The organism is Phytobacter ursingii (assembly GCF_001022135.1).
Taxonomy (GTDB): Bacteria; Pseudomonadota; Gammaproteobacteria; order Enterobacterales; family Enterobacteriaceae; genus Phytobacter; species Phytobacter ursingii.
The window spans coordinates 3,738,086-3,761,161 of the sequence record NZ_CP011602.1 but is presented as its reverse complement, the minus strand read 5'-3'; the positions used below and the strand labels follow the sequence as shown (position 1 = coordinate 3,761,161).

General features: G+C 53.9%; 20 protein-coding genes. 17 read left to right on the top strand and 3 right to left on the bottom strand.

Annotation, left to right across the window (positions count from 1 at the left end):
- The first annotated feature begins 15 nt into the window (after positions 1–15).
- The 16 genes from AB182_RS21275 to mutT all read left to right on the top strand — a co-directional run bounded on the left by AB182_RS21275 (position 16) and on the right by mutT (position 20,077).
- Positions 16–1,785, top strand: a complete 1,770-nt coding sequence (locus AB182_RS21275; RefSeq protein WP_047371829.1) for a peptidoglycan glycosyltransferase FtsI — start codon at positions 16–18, stop codon at positions 1,783–1,785.
- Positions 1,772–3,259, top strand: a complete 1,488-nt coding sequence (gene murE / locus AB182_RS21270; RefSeq protein ID WP_047371828.1) for a UDP-N-acetylmuramoyl-L-alanyl-D-glutamate--2,6-diaminopimelate ligase — start codon at positions 1,772–1,774, stop codon at positions 3,257–3,259. Before AB182_RS21275 ends, murE begins: the two co-directional genes overlap by 14 nt.
- Positions 3,256–4,614, top strand: a complete 1,359-nt coding sequence (gene murF / locus AB182_RS21265; RefSeq protein WP_047371827.1) for a UDP-N-acetylmuramoyl-tripeptide--D-alanyl-D-alanine ligase — start codon at positions 3,256–3,258, stop codon at positions 4,612–4,614. Before murE ends, murF begins: the two co-directional genes overlap by 4 nt.
- Complete coding sequence (mraY, locus tag AB182_RS21260; RefSeq protein WP_039078364.1) at positions 4,608–5,690, top strand: phospho-N-acetylmuramoyl-pentapeptide-transferase; 1,083 nt, start codon at positions 4,608–4,610, stop codon at positions 5,688–5,690. Before murF ends, mraY begins: the two co-directional genes overlap by 7 nt.
- Before the next feature lie 2 nt (positions 5,691–5,692).
- Entirely contained in the window at positions 5,693–7,009 is a 1,317-nt protein-coding gene (gene murD, locus AB182_RS21255; RefSeq protein ID WP_047371826.1) for a UDP-N-acetylmuramoyl-L-alanine--D-glutamate ligase, read from the top strand.
- Complete coding sequence (ftsW, locus tag AB182_RS21250) at positions 7,009–8,253, top strand: cell division protein FtsW (RefSeq protein ID WP_047371825.1); 1,245 nt, start codon at positions 7,009–7,011, stop codon at positions 8,251–8,253. The genes murD and ftsW overlap by 1 nt, the downstream gene beginning before the upstream one ends.
- A complete protein-coding gene (murG, locus tag AB182_RS21245; protein WP_047371824.1) occupies positions 8,250–9,317 on the top strand; it encodes an undecaprenyldiphospho-muramoylpentapeptide beta-N-acetylglucosaminyltransferase in 1,068 nt (355 codons plus the stop codon). Before ftsW ends, murG begins: the two co-directional genes overlap by 4 nt.
- A 56-nt stretch (positions 9,318–9,373) precedes the next feature.
- A complete protein-coding gene (gene murC / locus AB182_RS21240) occupies positions 9,374–10,846 on the top strand; it encodes a UDP-N-acetylmuramate--L-alanine ligase (RefSeq protein WP_047371823.1) in 1,473 nt (490 codons plus the stop codon).
- Positions 10,839–11,759: a D-alanine--D-alanine ligase gene (locus AB182_RS21235; protein ID WP_047371822.1), complete on the top strand. Its 921-nt coding sequence runs from the start codon at positions 10,839–10,841 to the stop codon at positions 11,757–11,759. Before murC ends, AB182_RS21235 begins: the two co-directional genes overlap by 8 nt.
- Before the next feature lies 1 nt (position 11,760).
- Entirely contained in the window at positions 11,761–12,591 is an 831-nt protein-coding gene (gene ftsQ, locus AB182_RS21230; RefSeq protein WP_047371821.1) for a cell division protein FtsQ, read from the top strand.
- Positions 12,591–13,847 (top strand): cell division protein FtsA, encoded by a 1,257-nt coding sequence (gene ftsA, locus AB182_RS21225; protein WP_039078371.1) that lies wholly within the window; start codon positions 12,591–12,593, stop codon positions 13,845–13,847. The genes ftsQ and ftsA overlap by 1 nt, the downstream gene beginning before the upstream one ends.
- 60 nt (positions 13,848–13,907) lie before the next feature.
- Positions 13,908–15,059, top strand: coding sequence for a cell division protein FtsZ (gene ftsZ, locus AB182_RS21220; RefSeq protein WP_047371820.1), 1,152 nt, complete (start codon positions 13,908–13,910; stop codon positions 15,057–15,059).
- A gap of 100 nt (positions 15,060–15,159) precedes the next feature.
- Positions 15,160–16,077 carry a UDP-3-O-acyl-N-acetylglucosamine deacetylase gene (lpxC, locus tag AB182_RS21215; protein WP_047371819.1) on the top strand — a complete coding sequence of 306 codons (918 nt, stop codon included), beginning with the start codon at positions 15,160–15,162 and terminating at the stop codon, positions 16,075–16,077.
- A 287-nt stretch (positions 16,078–16,364) separates the two neighbouring features.
- Complete coding sequence (gene secM / locus AB182_RS21210; RefSeq protein ID WP_047371818.1) at positions 16,365–16,865, top strand: secA translation cis-regulator SecM; 501 nt, start codon at positions 16,365–16,367, stop codon at positions 16,863–16,865.
- Between the two features lie 58 nt (positions 16,866–16,923).
- On the top strand, positions 16,924–19,629 hold the full coding sequence (secA, locus tag AB182_RS21205; RefSeq protein ID WP_047371817.1) for a preprotein translocase subunit SecA: 2,706 nt from the start codon (positions 16,924–16,926) through the stop codon (positions 19,627–19,629).
- A gap of 58 nt (positions 19,630–19,687) precedes the next feature.
- The gene (mutT, locus tag AB182_RS21200) at positions 19,688–20,077 is read left to right on the top strand and encodes an 8-oxo-dGTP diphosphatase MutT (protein WP_047371816.1); all 390 of its coding nucleotides are present in this window, start codon (positions 19,688–19,690) and stop codon (positions 20,075–20,077) included.
- Between the two features lie 36 nt (positions 20,078–20,113).
- On the opposite strand, the gene yacG is transcribed toward mutT, so the two are convergent.
- From yacG to coaE, 3 genes are read right to left on the bottom strand one after another with little or no spacing between them, the layout of a single operon-like run.
- Positions 20,114–20,308, bottom strand: a complete 195-nt coding sequence (gene yacG / locus AB182_RS21195; RefSeq protein ID WP_039078377.1) for a DNA gyrase inhibitor YacG — start codon at positions 20,306–20,308, stop codon at positions 20,114–20,116.
- Positions 20,309–20,317: 9 nt separating this feature from the next.
- Positions 20,318–21,061 carry a cell division protein ZapD gene (gene zapD, locus AB182_RS21190; protein ID WP_047371815.1) on the bottom strand — a complete coding sequence of 248 codons (744 nt, stop codon included), beginning with the start codon at positions 21,059–21,061 and terminating at the stop codon, positions 20,318–20,320.
- Positions 21,061–21,681: a dephospho-CoA kinase gene (coaE, locus tag AB182_RS21185; RefSeq protein WP_047373396.1), complete on the bottom strand. Its 621-nt coding sequence runs from the start codon at positions 21,679–21,681 to the stop codon at positions 21,061–21,063. Before coaE ends, zapD begins: the two co-directional genes overlap by 1 nt.
- Positions 21,682–22,009: 328 nt before the next feature.
- Between coaE and AB182_RS21180 the strand changes: the two genes are divergently transcribed.
- Entirely contained in the window at positions 22,010–23,053 is a 1,044-nt protein-coding gene (locus AB182_RS21180) for a GMP reductase (RefSeq protein ID WP_047371814.1), read from the top strand.
- Positions 23,054–23,076: the final 23 nt, after the last annotated feature.

Genomic DNA, 23,076 nt, shown 5'->3' with positions numbered 1-23,076 from the left:
GGAACCACGCGACGCATGAAAGCCGCAGCGGTGAAAACGCCAAAACCGAAACGCCAGGAAGAACTGGCCAGCTTTGTGAGCTGGCGTTTTGCCTTGCTTTGCGGCTGCATTTTGCTGGCGCTGGGCTTTTTGCTGGGTCGCGTGGCGTACTTGCAAATTGTGAACCCCGATATGCTGGTGCGTGAAGGGGATATGCGTTCGCTGCGCGTACAGGAAGTCGCAACCTCACGCGGCATGATTACCGACCGTTCTGGCCGCCCGCTGGCAGTGAGTGTGCCGGTGAAAGCGATTTGGGCCGACCCGAAAGAGGTGCAGGATGCCGGCGGCGTAACGCTCGATAATCGCTGGAAGGCCCTTTCTGACGCATTAACTATCCCGCTCGATCAACTTTCCTCGCGCATTAATGCTAACCCTAAAGGGCGCTTTATCTATTTAGCGCGTCAGGTGAATCCCGATCTTGGCGAGTACATCAAAAAGCTTAAGTTGCCGGGGATTCACCTTCGCGAAGAGTCCCGCCGTTATTACCCTTCGGGCGAAGTAACTGCTCACCTCATCGGCTTCACTAACGTCGACAGTGAAGGTATCGAAGGGGTCGAGAAAAGCTTTGATAAGTGGCTTACCGGCCAGCCGGGTGAGCGTATTGTGCGTAAAGACCGTTATGGCCGCGTGATTGAGGATATTTCCTCTACCGACAGCCAGGCGGCGCATAACCTTGCGCTGAGTATTGACGAACGCCTACAGGCGCTGGTCTATCGCGAGCTGAACAATGCGGTGGCATTTAACAAAGCGGAATCGGGCAGTGCCGTGTTGGTGGATGTGAACACCGGCGAAGTGCTGGCGATGGCGAACAGCCCCTCTTACAACCCGAACAATTTCACCGGTACCGCGAAAGACGCCATGCGTAACCGCGCCATTACCGACGTCTTCGAACCAGGTTCGACGGTGAAACCCATGGTGGTGATGACCGCGCTCCAGCGTGGCGTCGTGACGCCTAACACCGTATTGAACACGATCCCATACCGAATTAACGGCCACGAAATCAAAGATGTGGCGCGCTACAGCGAATTGACCCTGACCGGGGTTCTACAGAAGTCGAGTAACGTTGGTGTTTCTAAACTGGCGTTAGCGATGCCGTCCTCAGCGTTAGTAGATACTTACTCACGTTTTGGGCTGGGAAAGGCGACCAATTTGGGGTTGGTCGGAGAACGCAGTGGCTTATTTCCTCAAAAACAACGGTGGTCTGACATAGAGAGGGCCACCTTCTCTTTCGGCTACGGGCTGATGGTAACGCCGTTACAGTTAGCGCGAGTCTATGCAACTATCGGCAGCTACGGTGTCTACCGTCCGCTGTCGATAACCAAAGTTGATCCCCCTGTTCCGGGCGAACGCATCTTCAATGAATCTATCGTACGTAATGTCGTACATATGATGGAGAGTGTGGCCCTGCCTGGCGGCGGCGGTGTAAAAGCGGCGATTAAAGGCTACCGCATCGCGATTAAGACCGGTACGGCGAAGAAGGTGGGGCCGGATGGCCGCTACATCAACAAATACATTGCTTATACCGCGGGTGTTGCGCCCGCCAGTAATCCACGCTTTGCGCTGGTGGTCGTTATTAACGATCCACAAGCAGGTAAATACTACGGTGGCGCCGTTTCTGCGCCGGTGTTTGGTGCCATCATGGGCGGCGTTTTACGCACCATGAACATCGAACCGGATGCGCTGACAACGGGCGATAAGAATGAATTCGTAATTAATCAAGGCGAGGGAACAGGTGGCAGATCGTAATTTGCGCGACCTTCTTGCTCCGTGGGTGCCAGGTGCGCCGGAGCGAGCACTGCGAGAAATGACACTCGACAGCCGGGTAGCGGCGTCGGGTGATCTTTTTGTTGCAGTCGTGGGTCATCAGGCGGACGGGCGTCGATATATCCCGCAGGCGATTGCGCAAGGTGTGGCTGCCATTATTGCCGAGGCGAAAGATGAGGCCTCCGACGGCGAAATTCGCGAGATGCATGGCGTACCGGTTATCTATCTGAGCCAGTTAAATGAGCGTCTTTCTGCATTGGCCGGACGTTTTTATAACGAGCCTTCTGAGCAACTGCGCCTGATTGGCGTGACTGGCACTAACGGTAAAACCACCACCACACAGTTGCTGGCGCAATGGAGCCAACTGCTTGGTGAAACCAGCGCGGTGATGGGCACTGTGGGGAATGGTCTGTTGGGCAAAGTGGTTCCATCGGAAAATACCACTGGCTCCGCCGTTGATGTGCAGCACGTGATTTCAAGTCTTGCGCAGCAAGGCGCAACGTTCGCCGCGATGGAAGTCTCTTCTCACGGGCTGGTTCAGCACCGCGTAGCGGCATTGAAATTTGCTGCCTCTGTCTTTACGAATCTGAGCCGCGATCATCTGGACTATCACGGCGACATGACCAATTACGAAGCGGCCAAATGGCTGCTGTTTTCTGCTCACCATTTCGGTCAGGCCATCGTCAATGCTGATGATGAAGTCGGACGCCGTTGGTTAGCAAAACTGCCTGATGCAGTTGCCGTGTCGATGGAAGACTATATCAACCCTGATTGTCATGGTCGCTGGCTAAAAGCGACCAACGTGGTGTACCACGACAGCGGCGCGACTATCCGTTTTGCCTCCTCCTGGGGCGAGGGTGAGATTGAAAGCCGCCTGATGGGCGCCTTTAACGTCAGCAATCTGCTGCTGGCGCTGGCGACATTGCTGGCGCTGGGTTATCCGCTGGCTGATTTACTTAACACTGGCGCACGTCTGCAGCCGGTTTGTGGGCGTATGGAAGTGTTCAGCGCGCCGGGCAAACCAACCGTGGTGGTGGATTATGCACATACGCCGGATGCGCTGGAAAAAGCGTTGCAGGCGGCACGACTGCACTGCACCGGAAAACTGTGGTGCGTATTTGGCTGCGGTGGCGATCGCGATAAAGGCAAGCGTCCGCTGATGGGCGCTATTGCCGAGCAGTTCGCCGATATTCCGGTCGTAACGGATGACAACCCGCGTACCGAAGAGCCGCGAGCCATCATCGACGATATCCTGGCGGGAATGCTTGATGCGGGCCGCGCACATGTGATGGAAGGCCGCGCAGAAGCGGTCACCAACACCATCATGCAGGCGAAAGAAGATGACGTTGTCCTGCTCGCAGGTAAAGGCCACGAAGATTATCAAATTGTCGGTAACCACCGTCTCGATTATTCAGACCGTGTCACCGCGGCGCGTCTGTTGGGAGTGATCGCATGATTAGCGTAACGCTTAGCCAGCTCGGCGGCATTTTGCACGGCGAACTGCAGGGTGCAGACGCAACCATTGAAGTGGTGACTTCCGATACCCGTAAGTTGACCTCTGGTTGCCTGTTTGTGGCGCTGAAAGGTGAACGTTTCGATGCTCATGATTTCGCTGATAAAGCGAAAGAGGGCGGTGCTGGCGCGCTGTTAGTCAGTCGCAAACTGGATATCGATCTGCCGCAAGTGGTGGTGAAGGATACCCGTCTCGCGTTTGGCGAACTGGCAGCCTGGGTTCGTCAGCAGGTACCTGCTCGCGTTGTGGCACTGACCGGCTCTTCCGGCAAAACATCGGTGAAAGAGATGACGGCCGCCATTCTCAGTGAATGTGGCAATACGCTCTATACCGCCGGGAATCTGAACAATGATATCGGTGTGCCGATGACCTTGCTGCGCCTGACAAAAGAACATCAGTATGCGGTGATTGAACTTGGCGCTAATCATCAGGGCGAGATCGCCTGGACCGTGGCGCTGACCCGTCCGGAAGCGGCGCTGGTTAACAACCTTGCGGCAGCACACCTGGAAGGGTTTGGTTCTCTGGCCGGAGTGGCAAAGGCCAAAGGCGAGATTTATACCGGCTTGCCGGACAATGGCATTGCCATTATGAATGCCGATAACAATGACTGGCTGAACTGGCAGAACATAATCGGCAATCGCAAAGTCTGGCGCTTCTCGCCAAATGCCGCTAACAGCGATTTTACCGCGACTAATATTCATGTGACCTCCCACGGTACAGAATTCACGCTGCAAACCCCAACGGGCGGTATAGATGTCACGTTGCCATTGCCAGGGCGTCACAATATCGCGAATGCGCTGGCGGCAACCGCGCTGGCGATGGCGGTAGGGGCGCCGCATGACGCAGTGAAAAAGGGTCTGGCTAATCTGAAAGCGGTTCCGGGGCGTCTTTTCCCGGTGCAACTTGGCGAAAACCAATTACTGTTGGACGACAGCTACAACGCCAACGTGGGATCGATGACGGCGGCGGCACATGTTTTAGCCGAAATGCCGGGCTATCGGGTCATGGTTGTCGGCGACATGGCGGAATTGGGTGATGAAAGTCAGGCGTGTCACGTTCAGGTGGGGGAAACGGCAAAAGCTGTTGGTATCGATCGTGTGTTAAGCGTCGGCAAGATCAGTAAAGCCATCAGTGATGCCAGCGGCGTCGGTGAGCATTTTGATGATAAGGCGGCAATGGTTGCGCGTTTAGAGGCGCTGATTGCCGAGAAGCAAATTATTACCATTTTGGTGAAAGGTTCACGTAGTGCCGCCATGGAAGAGGTTGCACGCGCATTACAGGAGAAAAGGGCATGTTAGTTTGGCTGGCCGAACATTTGGTCAAATATTATTCCGGCTTTAACGTCTTCTCCTATTTGACGTTTCGCGCCATCGTCAGCCTGCTGACTGCGCTCTTCATCTCTTTATGGATGGGGCCGCGCATGATTGCCCGTCTGCAAAAACTCTCATTTGGCCAGGTCGTACGTAACGATGGCCCGGAGTCGCATTTCAGTAAACGCGGTACGCCGACTATGGGCGGCATCATGATTCTGACCGCGATCGTGGTGTCTGTACTGCTGTGGGCTTACCCGTCCAATCCCTACGTCTGGTGTGTTCTGGTTGTACTGGTTGGCTACGGCATCATTGGTTTTGTCGATGACTACCGCAAAGTCGTGCGTAAAGACACAAAGGGGCTGATTGCTCGCTGGAAATATTTCTGGATGTCGGTGATTGCGCTGGGCGTTGCGTTCGCGCTGTACCTTGCGGGTAACGACACGCCAGCTACACAGTTGGTGGTGCCGTTCTTTAAAGATGTCATGCCGCAATTGGGCATCTTCTACATCCTGCTGGCGTATTTCGTGATTGTGGGGACAGGTAACGCGGTCAACCTGACCGACGGCCTTGATGGTCTGGCGATTATGCCCACCGTGTTTGTGGCGGCGGGCTTTGCACTGGTTGCCTGGGCGACCGGTAACATGAACTTCGCCAGTTATCTGCACATTCCATATCTGCGTCATGCGGGCGAGCTGGTCATTGTCTGTACGGCAATTGTGGGCGCAGGGCTGGGATTTCTGTGGTTTAACACCTACCCGGCCCAGGTTTTTATGGGGGATGTGGGCTCGCTGGCGTTAGGTGGCGCACTGGGCATTATCGCCGTGCTACTGCGTCAGGAGTTTCTGTTGGTCATTATGGGCGGCGTCTTCGTCGTCGAAACCCTGTCTGTGATTTTGCAGGTTGGGTCGTTCAAATTGCGTGGTCAGCGTATTTTCCGTATGGCGCCGATTCACCATCACTATGAACTGAAAGGCTGGCCGGAGCCGCGCGTGATTGTGCGCTTCTGGATTATTTCGCTGATGCTGGTCCTGATTGGTCTGGCAACGCTTAAGGTACGTTAATCATGGCAGATTACCAGGGTAAAAAAGTCGTCATTATTGGTCTTGGTCTGACGGGACTCTCGTGCGTGGAATTTTTCCGCGCGCGCGGCGTTACGCCAAAAGTGATGGACACCCGCGTTTCGCCGCCGGGGCTGGATAAGCTGCCGGAAGAGGTGGAACGTTATCTTGGTGGTCTGAATGATGACTGGCTGTTGGCGGCCGATCTGATCGTCGCGAGTCCAGGGATCGCACTGGCGCACCCTTCGTTGAGCGCAGCGGCAGATGCGGGTGTCGAGATCGTAGGTGATATTGAGCTTTTCTGCCGCGAGGCGCAGGCGCCGATCGTGGCGATCACCGGGTCGAACGGTAAAAGCACGGTCACGACGCTGGTGGGCGAAATGGCAAAATCCGCCGGCAAGAACGTGGGCGTCGGCGGCAACATCGGTCTGCCCGCGTTGATGCTGCTGGAATCTGCCTGCGATCTCTATGTGCTGGAGCTTTCCAGCTTCCAGCTTGAAACCACATCCAGCCTGCATGCTGCCGCGGCGACCATTCTCAATGTCACCGAAGATCATATGGACCGGTATCCGTTTGGTCTGCAGCAGTACCGTGCGGCAAAACTGCGTGTTTATGAAAATGCGAAAGTTTGTGTTGTCAATGCGGATGACGCGCTGACCATGCCGGTGCGCGGCGCGGATGAGCGCTGCGTTAGCTTTGGCGTGGATGTCGGCGATTACCATCTCAATCGCCAGCAGGGGGAAACCTGGCTGCGCGTGAAAGGTGAGAAGGTTCTGAACGTTAAAGAGATGAAGCTTAGCGGTCAGCATAATTATACAAACGCGCTGGCAGCACTGGCCCTGGCCGATGCCGTGGGATTGCCGCGCGCCAGCAGCCTGAAAGCGTTAACCACGTTTACTGGCCTGGCGCACCGCTTCCAGCTGGCGCTGGAGCACAATGGTGTGCGCTGGATTAACGATTCCAAAGCGACCAACGTCGGCAGTACAGAGGCAGCACTGAACGGCCTGCATGTGGATGGCACGCTGCATCTGCTGCTCGGTGGCGATGGTAAATCGGCAGACTTCTCTCCACTGAAACGCTATCTCGAAGGCAGCAATGTTCGCTTGTATTGCTTTGGCCGCGATGGTGCGGAACTGGCTGCGCTGCGTCCGGAAATTACCGAGCAAACGCAGGATATGGAACAGGCAATGCGCCTGATCGCGACGCGGGTACAGCCGGGCGACATGGTGTTGTTATCGCCCGCCTGCGCCAGCCTCGATCAGTTTAAGAACTTTGAACAGCGTGGCGATGTCTTTACCCGCCTGGCGCAGGAGTTAGGTTGATGCGTTTAAGTCTCCCCCGCCCGAGAATGCCGCACCTGCCAGGATTTGGGATCCTGAGCTGGCTGTTTGGTGCATTAAAAGGTTGGGTGATGGGCTCACGCCAGAAAGATAACGACAGTCTGGTCATGTACGACCGCACGCTGTTCTGGCTGACGCTGGGCCTGGCGGCGATCGGTTTTATCATGGTGACGTCGGCGTCAATGCCGGTGGGGCAGAGGTTGACCGCAGACCCATTCTTCTTTGCCAAACGCCATGCGCTGTATCTTTTCCTGGCGTTTTGTCTGGGGCTGGTAACGCTGCGGTTGCCGATGGAGTTCTGGCAGCGCTGGAGCTCGGTAATGCTGGTGGCCGCTATTGTCATGCTGTTGGTTGTTCTGGTGGTGGGTAGCTCAATCAACGGGGCGTCGCGCTGGATTGACCTGGGCGTAATGCGTTTCCAGCCAGCGGAATTTACCAAGCTGTCGCTGTTCTGTTATCTGGCGAACTACCTGGTGCGTAAGGTAGATGAGGTGCGTAATAACCTGCGCGGGTTCCTCAAGCCGATGGGCGTCATCATGGTGCTCGCGGTGCTACTGCTGGCGCAGCCTGACCTGGGTACCGTGGTGGTGCTCTTTATTACCACGCTGGCGATGCTGTTCCTGGCCGGGGCAAAACTGTGGCAGTTCATCGCCATTATCGGTTCCGGTATCGCCGCGGTGATTTTGCTGATTTTGGCGGAGCCATACCGTATTCGTCGTGTGACATCATTCTGGAACCCCTGGGATGATCCGTTTGGCAGTGGCTACCAATTGACGCAGTCGCTGATGGCATTTGGTCGCGGTGAGCTGTGGGGGCAAGGACTGGGGAACTCCGTACAAAAGCTGGAGTATTTGCCCGAAGCGCATACCGACTTCATCTTCGCCATCATCGGCGAAGAACTGGGTTATATCGGTGTGGTACTGGCTCTTTTAATGGTATTCTTCGTCGCTTTCCGCGCCATGTCCATCGGACGCAAAGCGCTGGAAATCGATCAGCGGTTTTCTGGTTTCCTGGCCTGCTCGATTGGCATTTGGTTCAGCTTCCAGGCATTAGTAAACGTTGGCGCTGCCGCAGGTATGCTGCCGACTAAAGGGCTGACTCTGCCGCTTATCAGTTATGGCGGCTCCAGTTTATTGATTATGTCGACGGCGATCATGCTGTTGTTACGAATTGATTATGAAACGCGTCTGGAAAAAGCCCAGGCGTTTACACGAGGTTCACGATGAGCGGTCAACCGAAGCGGTTAATGGTGATGGCAGGCGGTACCGGTGGGCATGTTTTCCCCGGGCTGGCGGTTGCGCACCATTTAATGGATCAGGGCTGGCAAGTGCGCTGGCTCGGAACCGCCGATCGCATGGAAGCCGATTTGGTACCGAAACACGGTATCGAGATTGACTTCATCCGTATCTCCGGCCTTCGCGGTAAAGGGGTAAAAGCTCTGCTGCTTGCGCCGGTGAGAATTTTTAACGCCTGGCGTCAGGCGCGCGCCATTATGCAGCGCTTTAAGCCAGACGTCGTGTTGGGGATGGGCGGTTATGTCTCCGGCCCTGGCGGGCTAGCCGCATGGTCGCTGGGCATTCCCGTTGTGCTGCATGAGCAAAACGGCATTGCAGGGCTAACCAACAAATGGTTGGCAAAGATCGCCACCAAAGTGATGCAGGCTTTCCCGGGCGCATTCCCGAAGGCAGACGTGGTAGGAAACCCGGTACGTGTGGATGTACTGGCGCTGCCATTGCCGCAAGAACGGTTACCGGGCCGTGAAGGGCCAGTACGGGTTCTGGTCGTGGGCGGTTCGCAGGGGGCGCGCGTACTGAATCAGACCATGCCGCAGGTCGCGGCAAAACTGGGCAGCGCGGTGACTATCTGGCATCAGAGTGGAAAGGGCGCTCAACAAGCCGTTGAGCAGGCCTATGCCGATGCCGGGCAGCCTCAGCATAAGGTGACCGAATTTATTGATGATATGGCGCAGGCCTACGCCTGGGCGGATGTCGTGGTATGCCGTTCCGGCGCGCTGACGGTAAGCGAGATCGCTGCCGCCGGCCTGCCAGCGTTATTTGTTCCGTTCCAGCATAAGGATCGGCAGCAGTACTGGAATGCGCTGCCGCTGGAAAAAGCGGGTGCCGCGAAGATTCTGGAGCAACCGCAATTTACGGTCGATGCCGTGGCAGAAACGCTCGCGAGCTGGAACCGGGAAGCATTACTGGAAATGGCCGAGCGCGCACGTGCCGCTGCCATTCCCGATGCCACTGAACGAGTGGCGAAAGAAGTGAGTCTTGCAGCACAGGCTTAATACTGGCGACGCCTTTTGCGTCGCGCGAATTTGAAGTGGTAGATGGCGTTTAGAGAATGAATACACAACAACTGGCGAAACTGCGTTCAATCGTGCCTGAGATGCGTCGCGTCCGGCACATTCACTTTGTCGGCATTGGCGGTGCTGGCATGGGCGGTATTGCCGAAGTTCTGGCTAACGAAGGCTATCAAATCAGCGGTTCTGATTTGGCGCCGAATCCGGTAACGCAGCAGTTGGCGTCGCTTGGCGCGACAATCTACTTCAACCATCGCCCGGAGAACGTTAGCGATGCAAGTGTCGTCGTCGTGTCCAGCGCGATTGCAGCTGATAACCCGGAAATCGTCGCCGCTAACGAAGCGCGTATCCCGGTGATTCGCCGTGCCGAAATGCTGGCAGAGCTGATGCGCTTTCGCCACGGGATTGCTATCGCCGGTACGCATGGCAAAACGACAACGACTGCTATGGTTGCCAGCATTTATGCCGAAGGCGGGCTTGATCCTACCTTTGTGAATGGTGGTCTGGTAAAAGCGGCAGGCGTACATGCGCGTCTGGGCAATAGCCGTTATTTAATCGCGGAAGCAGACGAGAGTGATGCGTCATTCCTCCACCTGCAACCGATGGTGGCGATTGTCACTAATATCGAAGCTGACCATATGGATACCTACCAGGGCGACTTCGAGAATTTAAAAACGACATTTATTAATTTCCTGCACAACCTGCCGTTTTATGGTCGCGCGGTGATGTGCGTGGACGATCCGGTCATTCGCGAATTACTTCCGCGCGTGGGTCGTCAGCTCACCACATATGGCTTTAGCCAGGATGCGGATGTGCGCATTGAAAACTATCAGCAGAAAGGCGCGCAAGGGCATTTCACCCTGATTCGTCAGGACAAACCGGAGCTGCATGTCACGCTGAATGCGCCGGGCCGCCATAATGCGCTTAATGCAGCGGCTGCGGTCGCGGTGGCGACAGAGGAAGGCATCGACGACGAAGATATTCTTAGCGCGCTGGAAAGCTTCCAGGGCACCGGGCGTCGTTTTGATTTTCTGGGTGAGTTTCCGCTGGCGTCCGTTAACGGTAAGCCAGGGACTGCGATGCTGGTGGATGATTACGGTCACCATCCGACGGAAGTAGATGCCACCATTAAAGCGGCACGCGCAGGCTGGCCGGATAAAAATCTGGTGATGGTCTTCCAGCCGCATCGCTTTACCCGTACGCGCGATCTGTATGACGATTTTGCCAACGTTCTGACCCAGGTCGATTCACTGTTGATGCTGGATGTTTACTCTGCGGGCGAAACGCCGATCCCGGGGGCGGACAGCCGTTCCCTGTGCCGTACTATTCGTGGCCGTGGGAAAATCGATCCGATCCTGGTATCCGATCCGGCTCAAACCGCGGTTATGCTGGCTCCTGTTCTGACCGGTAATGATTTAATTCTGATCCAGGGCGCGGGCAACGTTGGCAAGATTGCGCGTCAGTTGGCGGAAGCGAAACTCAAGCCGCAACAGGAGGACGAGCGCAATGGCTGATAAAGTCGCGGTCCTGCTGGGCGGAATTTCTGCTGAGCGCGAGGTGTCATTAAACTCCGGCGCTGCGGTGCTTGCGGGTTTACGTGAGGGTGGCATTGATGCGCACCCGATTGACCCGCGTGATGTGGATGTTACTCGCCTGAAAGCGATGGGCTTCGATAAAGCATTCATTGCGCTGCATGGGCGTGGCGGGGAAGACGGTAGTCTGCAAGGGTTGCTGGAGCTAACAGGCGTGCCTTATACCGGCAGCGGCGTTATGGCATCGGCAATCTCAATGGATAAATTACGCAGTAAATTGCTCTGGCAAGGTGCGGGGTTACCTGTTGCCCCGTGGGTTGCTTTAACACGCAACGAATTTGAATCGGGGCTCAATAATGACGTTATTCAACGCATTGAAGCGTTAGGTTTACCGGTTATCGTTAAACCGAGCCGCGAAGGTTCAAGCGTCGGTATGTCAAAAGTTGAAGAATTTGGTGCATTAACGGCTGCGTTAGCGCTTGCCTTTCAACATGATGATGAAGTTCTTATCGAAAAATGGCTAAGTGGGCCCGAATTTACAGTTGCCATGCTCGGAAAAGAAATTTTACCTTCAATTCGTATTCAGCCCGCTGGAACCTTCTATGATTATGAGGCGAAGTATCTCTCTGATGAGACGAAATATTTCTGTCCGTCAGGTCTGGAAGCAAACGATGAGGCCACTTTACAAAACCTGGTACTGAAAGCCTGGCGTGCGCTGGGATGTCGGGGCTGGGGACGAATTGACGCCATGTTAGACAGTGATGGTCAGTTTTATTTGTTGGAAGCCAATACCGCGCCGGGTATGACAAGTCATAGCCTGGTACCGATGGCAGCGCGACAGGCGGGATTAACCTTCTCGCAACTGGTCGTGCAAATTCTGGAACTGGCGGAGTGATATGTCTCAGGCTGCGCTGAACACGCGAAATCGCGATGTCGAGGAGATGCCATCCTCCCGCCGCAATAATGGAACGCGTCTTGCAGGAATTCTGTTCCTGCTGACGGTGTTGTGTACCGTGTTGGCTAGCGGCTGGGTAGTCCTGGGCTGGATGGAAGATGCGCAACGGTTACCGTTGTCGAAGCTGGTGTTGACAGGCGATCGCCATTACACCCGCAACGACGATATTCGCCAGTCTATTCTGGCGCTTGGCGCACCCGGCACGTTTATGACGCAGGATGTCAATATAATCCAGAGCCAGATAGAACGTCTGCCCTGGATAAAGCAGGCAAGTGTAAGAAAGCAATGGCCTGATGAATTGAAGATTCATCTGGTTGAATATGTGCCTATAGCACGTTGGAATGATCAGCATATGGTGGACATGGACGGTAATTCGTTCAGCGTTCCTGCGGATCGAACCAGCAAGCAGGTTTTACCCATGCTCTATGGCCCGGAAGGGAGTGAGAGCGAAGTTTTACAGGGCTTCCATGACATGGGACAGGTGCTGGCGAAGGATAAATTCACGTTGAAAGAGGCGGCGATGACTGCCCGGCGGTCGTGGCAGGTGACGCTTAATAACGATATTAAGCTCAACCTCGGCCGTGGCGATACGATGAAACGCCTGGCGCGCTTTGTCGAATTGTACCCGGTTCTGCAACAGCAGGCGCAGGCGGATCGCAAAGAAATTAGTTACGTGGATTTACGCTATGACTCTGGCGCGGCGGTAGGTTGGAAGCCGGCCCCAGTTCAGGACCCTAATCAGCAACAGAATCAGGCACAGGCAGAACAATAATGATCAAGGCGACGGACAGAAAACTGGTAGTAGGACTGGAGATTGGTACCGCGAAGGTAGCCGCTTTGGTAGGGGAAGTTCTGCCCGACGGTATGATCAATATCATCGGCGTGGGAAGCTGCCCGTCCCGTGGTATGGATAAAGGTGGCGTTAACGACCTGGAATCTGTGGTGAAATGCGTTCAGCGCGCCATCGATCAGGCCGAACTGATGGCCGATTGCCAGATTTCTTCTGTTTATCTGGCGCTGTCGGGTAAACATATTAGCTGCCAGAATGAAATTGGTATGGTGCCGATTTCAGAAGAAGAAGTGACGCAGGAAGATGTAGAGAATGTGGTGCATACGGCGAAATCGGTTCGAGTGCGTGATGAACACCGCGTTCTGCATGTCATTCCTCAGGAATATGCCATTGATTACCAGGAAGGTATCAAAAACCCGGTAGGTCTTTCGGGTGTGCGTATGCAGGCGAAAGTCCATCTGATCACTTGCCATAACGATATGGCGAAAAACATTGTTAAAGCGGTGGAACGTTGCGGTCTGAAAGTTGACCAACTTATTTTCGCCGGACTGGCCTCCAGTTATTCCGTGTTGACGGAGGATGAACGTGAGCTGGGTGTCTGCGTTGTAGACATTGGCGGTGGTACAATGGATATGGCTGTGTATACAGGCGGAGCGCTGCGCCATACGAAAGTGATCCCGTATGCAGGGAATGTCGTAACCAGCGATATCGCCTATGCATTCGGTACGCCGCCAAGCGACGCCGAAGCCATTAAAGTTCGTCATGGTTGTGCGCTGGGCTCCATCGTGGGTAAAGATGAGAGTGTTGAAGTGCCAAGTGTGGGGGGGCGTCCGCCGCGTAGCTTACAGCGCCAGACGCTGGCCGACGTGATTGAGCCACGTTATACCGAGTTGCTCAATCTGGTGAATGATGAGATTTTGCAGTTACAAGAGCAGCTTCGCCAGCAAGGGGTGAAACATCATCTGGCGGCGGGGATTGTGTTAACGGGCGGGGCAGCGCAAATTGAAGGTCTGGCGGCATGTGCCCAGCGTGTATTCCATACGCAAGTGCGTATTGGCGCGCCGCTCAATATTACTGGTCTAACGGATTACGCCCAGGAGCCGTATTATTCAACGGCGGTGGGATTGCTGCACTACGGGAAAGAAACCCATTTAAGTGGTGAAGCAGAAGTGGAAAAACGTGCATCAGTCGGCTCGTGGTTTAAACGAATCAACAGCTGGCTGCGTAAAGAATTTTAATTTTCGGAGACCGGAAAACATTAGCGGTCTCAGGCGACAGGCACAAAACGGAGAGAAATTATGTTTGAACCTATGGAACTGACCAACGACGCGGTGATTAAAGTCATCGGCGTCGGTGGCGGCGGCGGTAATGCCGTTGAACACATGGTGCGCGAGCGCATTGAGGGTGTTGAATTCTTCGCAGTGAATACCGACGCGCAAGCGTTGCGTAAGACTGCGGTGGGTCAGACCATTCAGATCGGTGGTGGTATCACCAAAGGTCTGGGCGCTGGGGCTAACCCGGAAGTAGGTCGTAATGCGGCTGAAGAGGATCGTGAAGCACTGCGCGCTGCGCTTGATGGTGCTGACATGGTCTTTATCGCAGCGGGTATGGGCGGCGGCACCGGCACGGGTGCGGCACCGGTCGTTGCGGAAGTGGCTAAAGATTTGGGTATCCTGACGGTTGCCGTCGTGACCAAGCCTTTCAACTTTGAAGGCAAGAAGCGAATGGCATTCGCTGAACAGGGTATCGCTGAGCTGTCCAAACATGTGGACTCGCTGATCACTATCCCGAACGATAAATTGCTGAAAGTTCTCGGCCGTGGTATCTCTTTGCTGGATGCATTCGGTGCGGCAAACGACGTACTGAAAGGCGCTGTGCAGGGGATCGCCGAACTGATTACCCGTCCGGGTCTGATGAACGTTGACTTCGCTGACGTGCGTACCGTGATGTCCGAAATGGGCTACGCCATGATGGGCTCTGGTGTTGCAAGAGGCGAAGACCGCGCAGAAGAAGCGGCGGAAATGGCGATTTCCTCTCCGCTGTTGGAAGATATCGATCTGTCTGGCGCGCGCGGCGTGCTGGTTAACATCACCGCGGGCTTCGACCTGCGCCTGGATGAGTTCGAAACCGTGGGTAACACCATTCGTGCATTCGCATCAGACAATGCTACTGTTGTTATTGGTACATCGCTGGATCCGGATATGAATGATGAGCTGCGTGTTACTGTTGTAGCAACCGGTATTGGTATGGACAAACGTCCGGAAATTACCCTGGTGACTAACAAACAGCAGCAGCAACCGGTAATGGACCGCTACCAGCAGCACGGTATGTCGACGCTGCAGCAGGAGCAGAAACCTCAGTCTAAAGTGGTCAACGACAATACGCCGCAGACGACTAAAGAACCGGATTACCTGGATATTCCAGCGTTTTTGCGTAAGCAAGCTGATTAAGAATACGCTGGAAGTTGGGCATCTTCGCTCTTTGTGCTAAACTGCCCCACCGATTGTGTAGTACACTTCGGTTGGATGGTTAATTAGGCGAGATTATACGATGATCAAACAAAGGACACTTAAACGTATCGTTCAGGCGACTGGTGTCGGTTTACATACCGGCAAGAAAGTCACACTGACGTTGCGCCCTGCGCCGGCCAATACCGGGGTCATCTATCGTCGCACTGACTTGAATCCACCGGTAGATTTCCCGGCTGATGCTAAATCTGTGCGTGATACAATGCTCTGTACGTGTCTGGTGAACGAGCATGACGTACGGATTTCAACCGTAGAGCACCTTAATGCTGCTCTGGCCGGTCTGGGTATCGACAACATTATTGTTGAAGTCGATGCGCCGGAAATCCCGATTATGGACGGCAGTGCTGCACCGTTCGTTTATCTTCTGCTGGATGCAGGCATCGAAGAACTGCGCAGTGCGAAGAAATTCGTGCGAATCAAAGAGACGGTCCGCGTTGAAGATGGTGATAAATGGGCAGAGTTCAGGCCGTTTAACGGTTTCTCTCTCGATTTCACTATCGACTTTAACCACCCGGCCATTGATGCCAGCACTCAGCGTTACGCGATGAACTTTTCTGCCGACGCGTTTATGCGCCAGATTAGCCGCGCGCGTACCTTCGGTTTCATGCGTGATATCGAATATCTGCAGTCCCGCGGTTTGTGCCTGGGCGGCAGCTTCGATTGTGCCATCGTTGTTGACGATTATCGCGTATTGAACGAAGACGGCCTGCGTTTTGAAGACGAATTCGTTCGTCACAAAATGCTCGACGCGATTGGTGACTTGTTCATGTGTGGTCACAATATCATCGGTGCGTTTACTGCGTATAAATCGGGTCACGCGCTGAACAACAAACTGTTGCAGGCAGTCCTGGCGAAACAGGAAGCCTGGGAATATGTGACCTTCGAAGATGATGCAGAACTGCCACTGGCGTTCAAAGCACCGACGATGGTTCTGGCGTAATACCAGACAATAAGTAAGACCTAAATTCGACTGGTCCACCTGGCACACTCTCTCCTGCCAGGAGTGCCAGTCGTTTTTTATTTTAAAATCTGTACTTTTGCCTCGCTTTGGTTGATGAAGATTGTTTTTACCACTCAATGAGCGCGATCGCTGCTTTCCTGGCCGTTTTTATCCCCCGGAGCGCCTTATAATCGCTGTCCTCCCGCTGCATTAATGGTAATATCTTTGCGCAAAATAATGCGTACCGAAGTAAAAAGCGGACAACAGTGATTTTTTTGGTGAACTGAGTGAGCGGAATTCTGACGCGCTGGCGACAACTTGGCAGACGTTATTTCTGGCCGCATCTCTTATTGGGGATGGTCGCGGCAAGCTTCGGCATGCCTGCGCTCAGCAACAGCAACCACACTGAACCGGCTAAAGCGACGACACGTAATCATGAAGGCGCTGGTAGCGTTAACTTCACTAATCTTGCGCTGCTTGAAGGGACGCGTCGTCCGAGCTTCACTGTTGATTACTGGCATCAGCATGCCATCCGTACCGTTATTCGCCACCTCTCTTTCGCGATGGCGCCGCAGGCGTTACCCGTCGTGGAAGAACCACTGCCTTTGCAGGCTCACCACCTCGCTCTCCTGGATACGCTCAGCGCGCTGCTAACCCAGGAGCAGAGACCGCCGGCAATTGATAGCCAGACATGTGGTACCGATTTCCCCGACCATTGCGCGTTTAGCGTCCGGGCCTGGATTAGCCAGGTTCAGGGCATCCGCGCGGGACCTCAACGCCTTAGCTGAAAAATTATCCTTCAACTACATTTGTGACTCCGCAGAGCGGGGCGTTTGAGATTTTATTATGCTTATCAAATTATTAACAAAAGTATTCGGTAGTCGTAACGATCGTACACTGCGTCGTATGCGCAAAGCAGTCGGCATCATCAATGCGATGGAGCCGGAAATGGAAAAGCTGTCAGACGACGAACTGAAAGCAAAAACAGCGGAATTTCGTGGCCGTCTGGAAAAAGGCGAAACGGTTGAAAGCTTGATCCCGGAAGCGTTTGCCGTCGTGCGCGAAGCCAGTAAACGTGTCTTCGGTATGCGTCACTTCGACGTTCAATTACTCGGCGGCATGGTATTGAATGAACGCTGCATCGCAGAGATGCGTACCGGTGAAGGTAAAACGCTGACCGCGACACTGCCTGCGTATGTGAACGCCCTGAGCGGCAAAGGTGTTCACGTGGTTACCGTGAACGACTATCTGGCGCAACGTGACGCCGAAAACAACCGTCCCTTATTCGAATTCCTGGGTATGACCGTCGGGATCAACCTGCCGGGTATGCCGTCTGTAGCGAAGCGTGAAGCCTACGCTGCAGATATCACCTACGGTACTAACAACGAATACGGCTTTGACTACCTGCGCGACAACATGGCGTTCAGCCCTGAAGAACGCGTGCAGCGCAAACTGCACTATGCGCTGGTGGATGAGGTGGACTCCATCCTCATCGATGAAGCGCGTACACCGTTGATCATTTCCGGCCCGGCTGAAGACAGCTCGGAAATGTACAAAAAAGTGAACAAAATCATCCCGCACCTGATCCGTCAGGAGAAGGAAGATTCCGATACCTTCCAGGGCGAAGGGCACTTCTCTGTTGATGAGAAGGCGCGGCAGGTGAACCTGACCGAACGTGGCCTGGTGCTGATTGAAGAATTGTTGGTTAACGAAGGCATCATGGACGAAGGTGAGTCCCTGTACTCTCCGGGTAACATTATGTTGATGCACCATGTTACCGCAGCGTTGCGCGCGCACGCGTTGTTCACCCGTGATGTGGATTACATTGTTAAAGACGGCGAAGTTATCATCGTTGATGAGCACACTGGCCGTACCATGCAGGGCCGTCGCTGGTCTGATGGTCTGCACCAGGCTGTGGAAGCCAAAGAAGGTGTGGATATTCAGAACGAAAACCAGACTCTGGCTTCGATTACCTTCCAGAACTACTTCCGTCTGTATGAGAAACTGGCGGGGATGACCGGTACTGCTGATACCGAAGCATTCGAGTTCAGTTCTATTTACAAACTCGATACCGTGGTGGTGCCGACCAACCGTCCGATGATCCGTAAAGATATGCCGGATCTGGTCTACATGACCGAAGCGGAAAAAATTCAGGCGATTATTGAAGATATTCGTGAGCGTACTGCTGCAGGCCAGCCGGTGCTGGTGGGTACGATCTCCATTGAGAAATCCGAAGTGGTTTCAAATGAGCTGACGAAAGCGGGTATCAAACACAACGTACTGAACGCGAAGTTCCACGCCAAAGAAGCAGATATTGTTGCGCAGGCGGGTTATACCGCAGCGGTAACAATCGCAACTAACATGGCAGGCCGTGGTACCGACATCGTGTTGGGTGGTAGCTGGCAGGCAGAAGTCGCAGCGCTGACCGACCCGACGCCGGAACAGATCGCGCAGATCAAAGCTGACTGGCAGGTGCGTCACGATGCCGTACTGGCTGCGGGTGGTCTGCATATCATTGGTACCGAACGTCACGAATCACGCCGTATCGATAACCAGCTGCGTGGCCGTTCTGGTCGTCAGGGCGACCCGGGCTCATCCCGCTTCTATCTGTCTATGGAAGATGCGCTGATGCGTATTTTTGCCTCAGATCGCGTGTCAAGCATGATGCGTAAACTGGGCATGAAACCGGGCGAAGCGATTGAACACCCGTGGGTGACCAAGGCGATTGCCAACGCCCAACGTAAAGTGGAAAGCCGTAACTTCGATATTCGTAAACAACTGCTGGAATACGATGACGTAGCGAACGATCAGCGTCGTGCAATCTACACCCAGCGTAATGAACTGTTGGATGTGTCTGATGTGAGCGAGACCATTAACAGTATTCGTGAGGATGTGTTCAAGGCGACCATTGACGCCCATATTCCACCGCAGTCGCTGGAAGAAATGTGGGATATTCCTGGCTTGCAGGAACGCCTGAAAAATGATTTCGACCTCGATCTGCCGATTGCTGAATGGCTGGATAAAGAGCCGGAATTGCATGAAGAGACCCTGCGTGAGCGTATCCTGGCTCAGGCAATCGAAGTCTATGGTCGCAAAGAAGAGGTTGTTGGCGCCGAGATGATGCGCCACTTCGAAAAAGGCGTCATGCTGCAAACGCTTGACTCACTGTGGAAAGAGCACCTGGCGGCGATGGATTACCTGCGTCAGGGGATCCATTTACGTGGCTATGCGCAAAAAGATCCGAAGCAAGAGTACAAGCGTGAATCTTTCTCAATGTTCGCCGCGATGCTGGAGTCGCTGAAATATGAAGTGATCAGCACCCTGAGTAAAGTTCAGGTGCGTATGCCGGAAGAAGTTGAAGCAATGGAGCAACAACGCCGCGAAGAAGCAGAGCGTCTGGCACAAATGCAGCAACTTAGCCACCGTGATGATGAGTCTGAGGCGGCGGCAGCGCTGGCTGCGCAGACCGGCGATCGCAAAGTTGGTCGTAACGACCCTTGTCCATGCGGGTCAGGTAAAAAATACAAACAGTGCCACGGTCGTCTGAGCTAAGGTACGAATAAATAAAGAAAGGCGCAGATAACTGCGCCTTTTTTATGGAGTAACGACAATGAAAATACTGCAAATCGCCGTTGGCATTATTCGCAACTCACAGGGTGAAATCTTTATTACCCAGCGCGCAGCCGATGCGCATATGGCTAATAAATGGGAGTTTCCTGGCGGCAAGATCGAAGAAGGCGAAACGCCTGAACAAGCGGTTGTCCGTGAGTTGCACGAAGAAGTGGGGATCAACGCTGGTGCGGTAACTCTGTTCGATAAGCTGGAATATCACTTCCCGGACCGCCACATTACGCTCTGGTTTTATCTTATTGAACAGTGGGAAGGTGAGCCGTGGGGAAAAGAGGGGCAGCCTGGACGTTGGGTTCACCAGACTCAACTGCTGGCGGAGGAGTTCCCGCCAGCCAATGAACCCGTCATCTCAAAACTGGCAAGCGCCTGATCGTGCAGGTGGCGGGGCTCCCCGCCACCGAACTATTTACTGCTGCTCTTCGCTCCAGTCGTCGCTGTCGGAAAGGTCGCCCGCACTCGGGATGCGTTTTTCTTCCGCAGCCCATTCCCCCAGGTCTATTAACTGGCAGCGTTTTGAACAGAATGGACGGAATGGGCTGGTTTCGCTCCATACCACGCTTTTGCCGCAGGTTGGGCAATTAACACGCGTTGCGTCTGACATCATTTCTCCTTAACAACAAGCCAGTTCGAAATCCAACCGTTCCGGGACGATGCCATTTTCGCTGTCGAGCGGCAGAAAACGAATGGCGAAACGACTTTTATGTCCCGAAATCTGCGGGAATAACTGGCTGCCTAAATCCAGATGCAGACGAAGCAGATCGGCATCTTCACCATTATCCTGGTAAAAACCGTTCAGGCTGGTTTGCTTACGGAACGGGGCTGAGTTGCGGATCAAATCCAGAATCAGTGATAACGTGTGATTGAGCGGCGTCAGGCTGGCCAGCCAGATATTCACCTGCTCGTCACGCTGAGCTTGCGGCAGGTGCAGCCAGACATGCAGGGTGGGCAAATCAAAGCTGCAACATCCGCCCGGTATACTTAGGCGCTGGCGTACCAGGCCGATTAACCGGTCTTCACGTAAAAGTTGCCCAATGCGGGGGGCCGCCATCAGCATAGTGCTGGTCTCTTTTAACTGCTGGCGAATGGCATCGATACGTCCCTGATCAACGCCAGGCACTTCGGCCCAGGCTTTCAATTTACGTTGCTGGCGTTCCAGTTCTTTAAGCAATTCGGTACGCGTGTCACCACGCTCGAAAATATCCAGTAGCTCACCGGTATTACGGAAGAAATGCAGCGCGTCCGCATGATCGGCAAGAGGAAGGCGAGCGGTCAGTTGCTGGAGCAGAAATTCGATACGCAGCCAGGTGCGCATCTTTTCGTTGAGCGGGTGTTCAAATAGGACGTGGGTCTGCATTAAAGGTTTTCCTGTGAAACTGCCTGCGATGCATAACTCAGATAAGCCGCATGCAGGCGGGCAACATCCGATGCAATTGCATCTGGTGCGCCATTATTGTCAATAATATCATCCGCAACGGCAAGGCGTGCTTCACGTGTCGCTTGCGCCGCCAGAATATGCTCAGCATTTTCACGGCTTACGCCGTCACGTTGCATCGTTCGCAAAATTTGCGTCTCCGGAGAGACGTCGATAACCAATACCCGGTCGGCTTTGCTCTGTAAGTGGTTTTCAACCAACAAAGGAACAACCCACAATACATAGGGGGAGGTAGCTCCGGCAATTTGTCGCTGGGTTTGCTGATGGATTAATGGGTGCAGCAAACCATTGAGCCAGGTTTTCTCGGCCGGGGAAGCAAAAATCCTTTCGCGTAATACGCGACGGTTCAGTGAGCCCTCTGGTGTGAGGATGTCTGAACCAAAATGTTCTGCGATGGCCTGTAATGCAACAGAGCCCGGTTCAACAACCTGACGGGCAATAACATCTGCATCGACAATATCCACACCAAAACGGGCGAAGGCATCCGCGACCGTGCTTTTGCCGCTACCAATACCGCCGGTTAACGCGACCGTATACCCCATAGAGTCTGATCTCAAAAAAGTCGGTGAAAAAATCATAACCCACACATTTTCAATTTTGCCAGTTTGCTTAACTCAGGTCGTCAGTAAGCGAAACGCGGAAAAATAACTATGCATTTTTCATCTGAATCAGCAGGTTATAATTTGTGCAAGATGGACTTACGCAAATGCGGCTAATCTTGCCCTTTCACCAGGTAAATTTATAGGATTGTAGCGTAAAAAAAGAGAATTTCGCAGTCTTGCGGAGTCCTGATTAGTGCGTATGATAGCGTCACTGGAGTTGTGTGTTTGCAAGTCTGCGTTGTTCGCCATTAACCCCAGGAATCCGCACATGCGTATTGAAGAAGATCTGAAATTAGGTTTTAAAGACGTTCTTATCCGCCCTAAACGCTCTACCCTCAAAAGCCGTTCCGATGTTGAGCTGGAACGCGAGTTTACCTTTAAGCATTCAGGACAGAACTGGTCTGGCGTACCGGTAATTGCTGCCAATATGGACACCGTTGGTACCTTTGCCATGGCGAAAGCGCTGGCGTCGTTCGATATTTTGACTGCGGTGCATAAACATTATTCCGTCGAAGACTGGAAAGCATTTATTCAGCGCGAGTCTGACGATGTATTACGCCACGTGATGGTATCGACAGGCACCTCAGATGCCGACTTCGAAAAGACCAGACAGATTCTGGCGCTGCACTCCCAACTGAATTTCGTCTGTATTGATGTTGCCAATGGTTATTCCGAGCACTTCGTGCAGTTCGTGTCGAAAGCACGTGAAGCCTGGCCGAATAAAACGATTTGCGCAGGCAACGTCGTGACTGGCGAAATGTGTGAAGAGCTGATCCTCTCCGGTGCGGATATTGTAAAAGTGGGCATCGGCCCAGGTTCTGTATGTACCACTCGTGTGAAAACCGGTGTGGGTTATCCTCAGCTTTCTGCTGTTATTGAGTGTGCCGACGCGGCGCACGGTTTGGGCGGTCAAATCGTTAGCGATGGCGGCTGTACCGTACCAGGCGACGTGGCGAAAGCCTTTGGTGGTGGCGCTGATTTTGTCATGCTTGGCGGGATGTTGGCAGGACATGAAGAAAGCGGTGGTACCGTAGTTGAAGAAAACGGTGAAAAATTCATGCTGTTTTACGGCATGAGTTCTGAGTCGGCGATGACCCGTCACGTTGGTGGGGTGGCTCAGTACCGTGCGGCAGAAGGTAAGACCGTTAAGTTGAAACTACGTGGCCCGGTCGAAAATACCGCGCGCGATATCCTCGGTGGCTTGCGTTCAGCCTGTACTTATGTGGGCGCATCTCGCCTGAAAGAGCTGACCAAACGCACCACCTTTATCCGCGTGCAGGAGCAAGAAAACCGCGTTTTCAATAGCCTCTAATCGGCTTACAGGCGCAGTTCGCT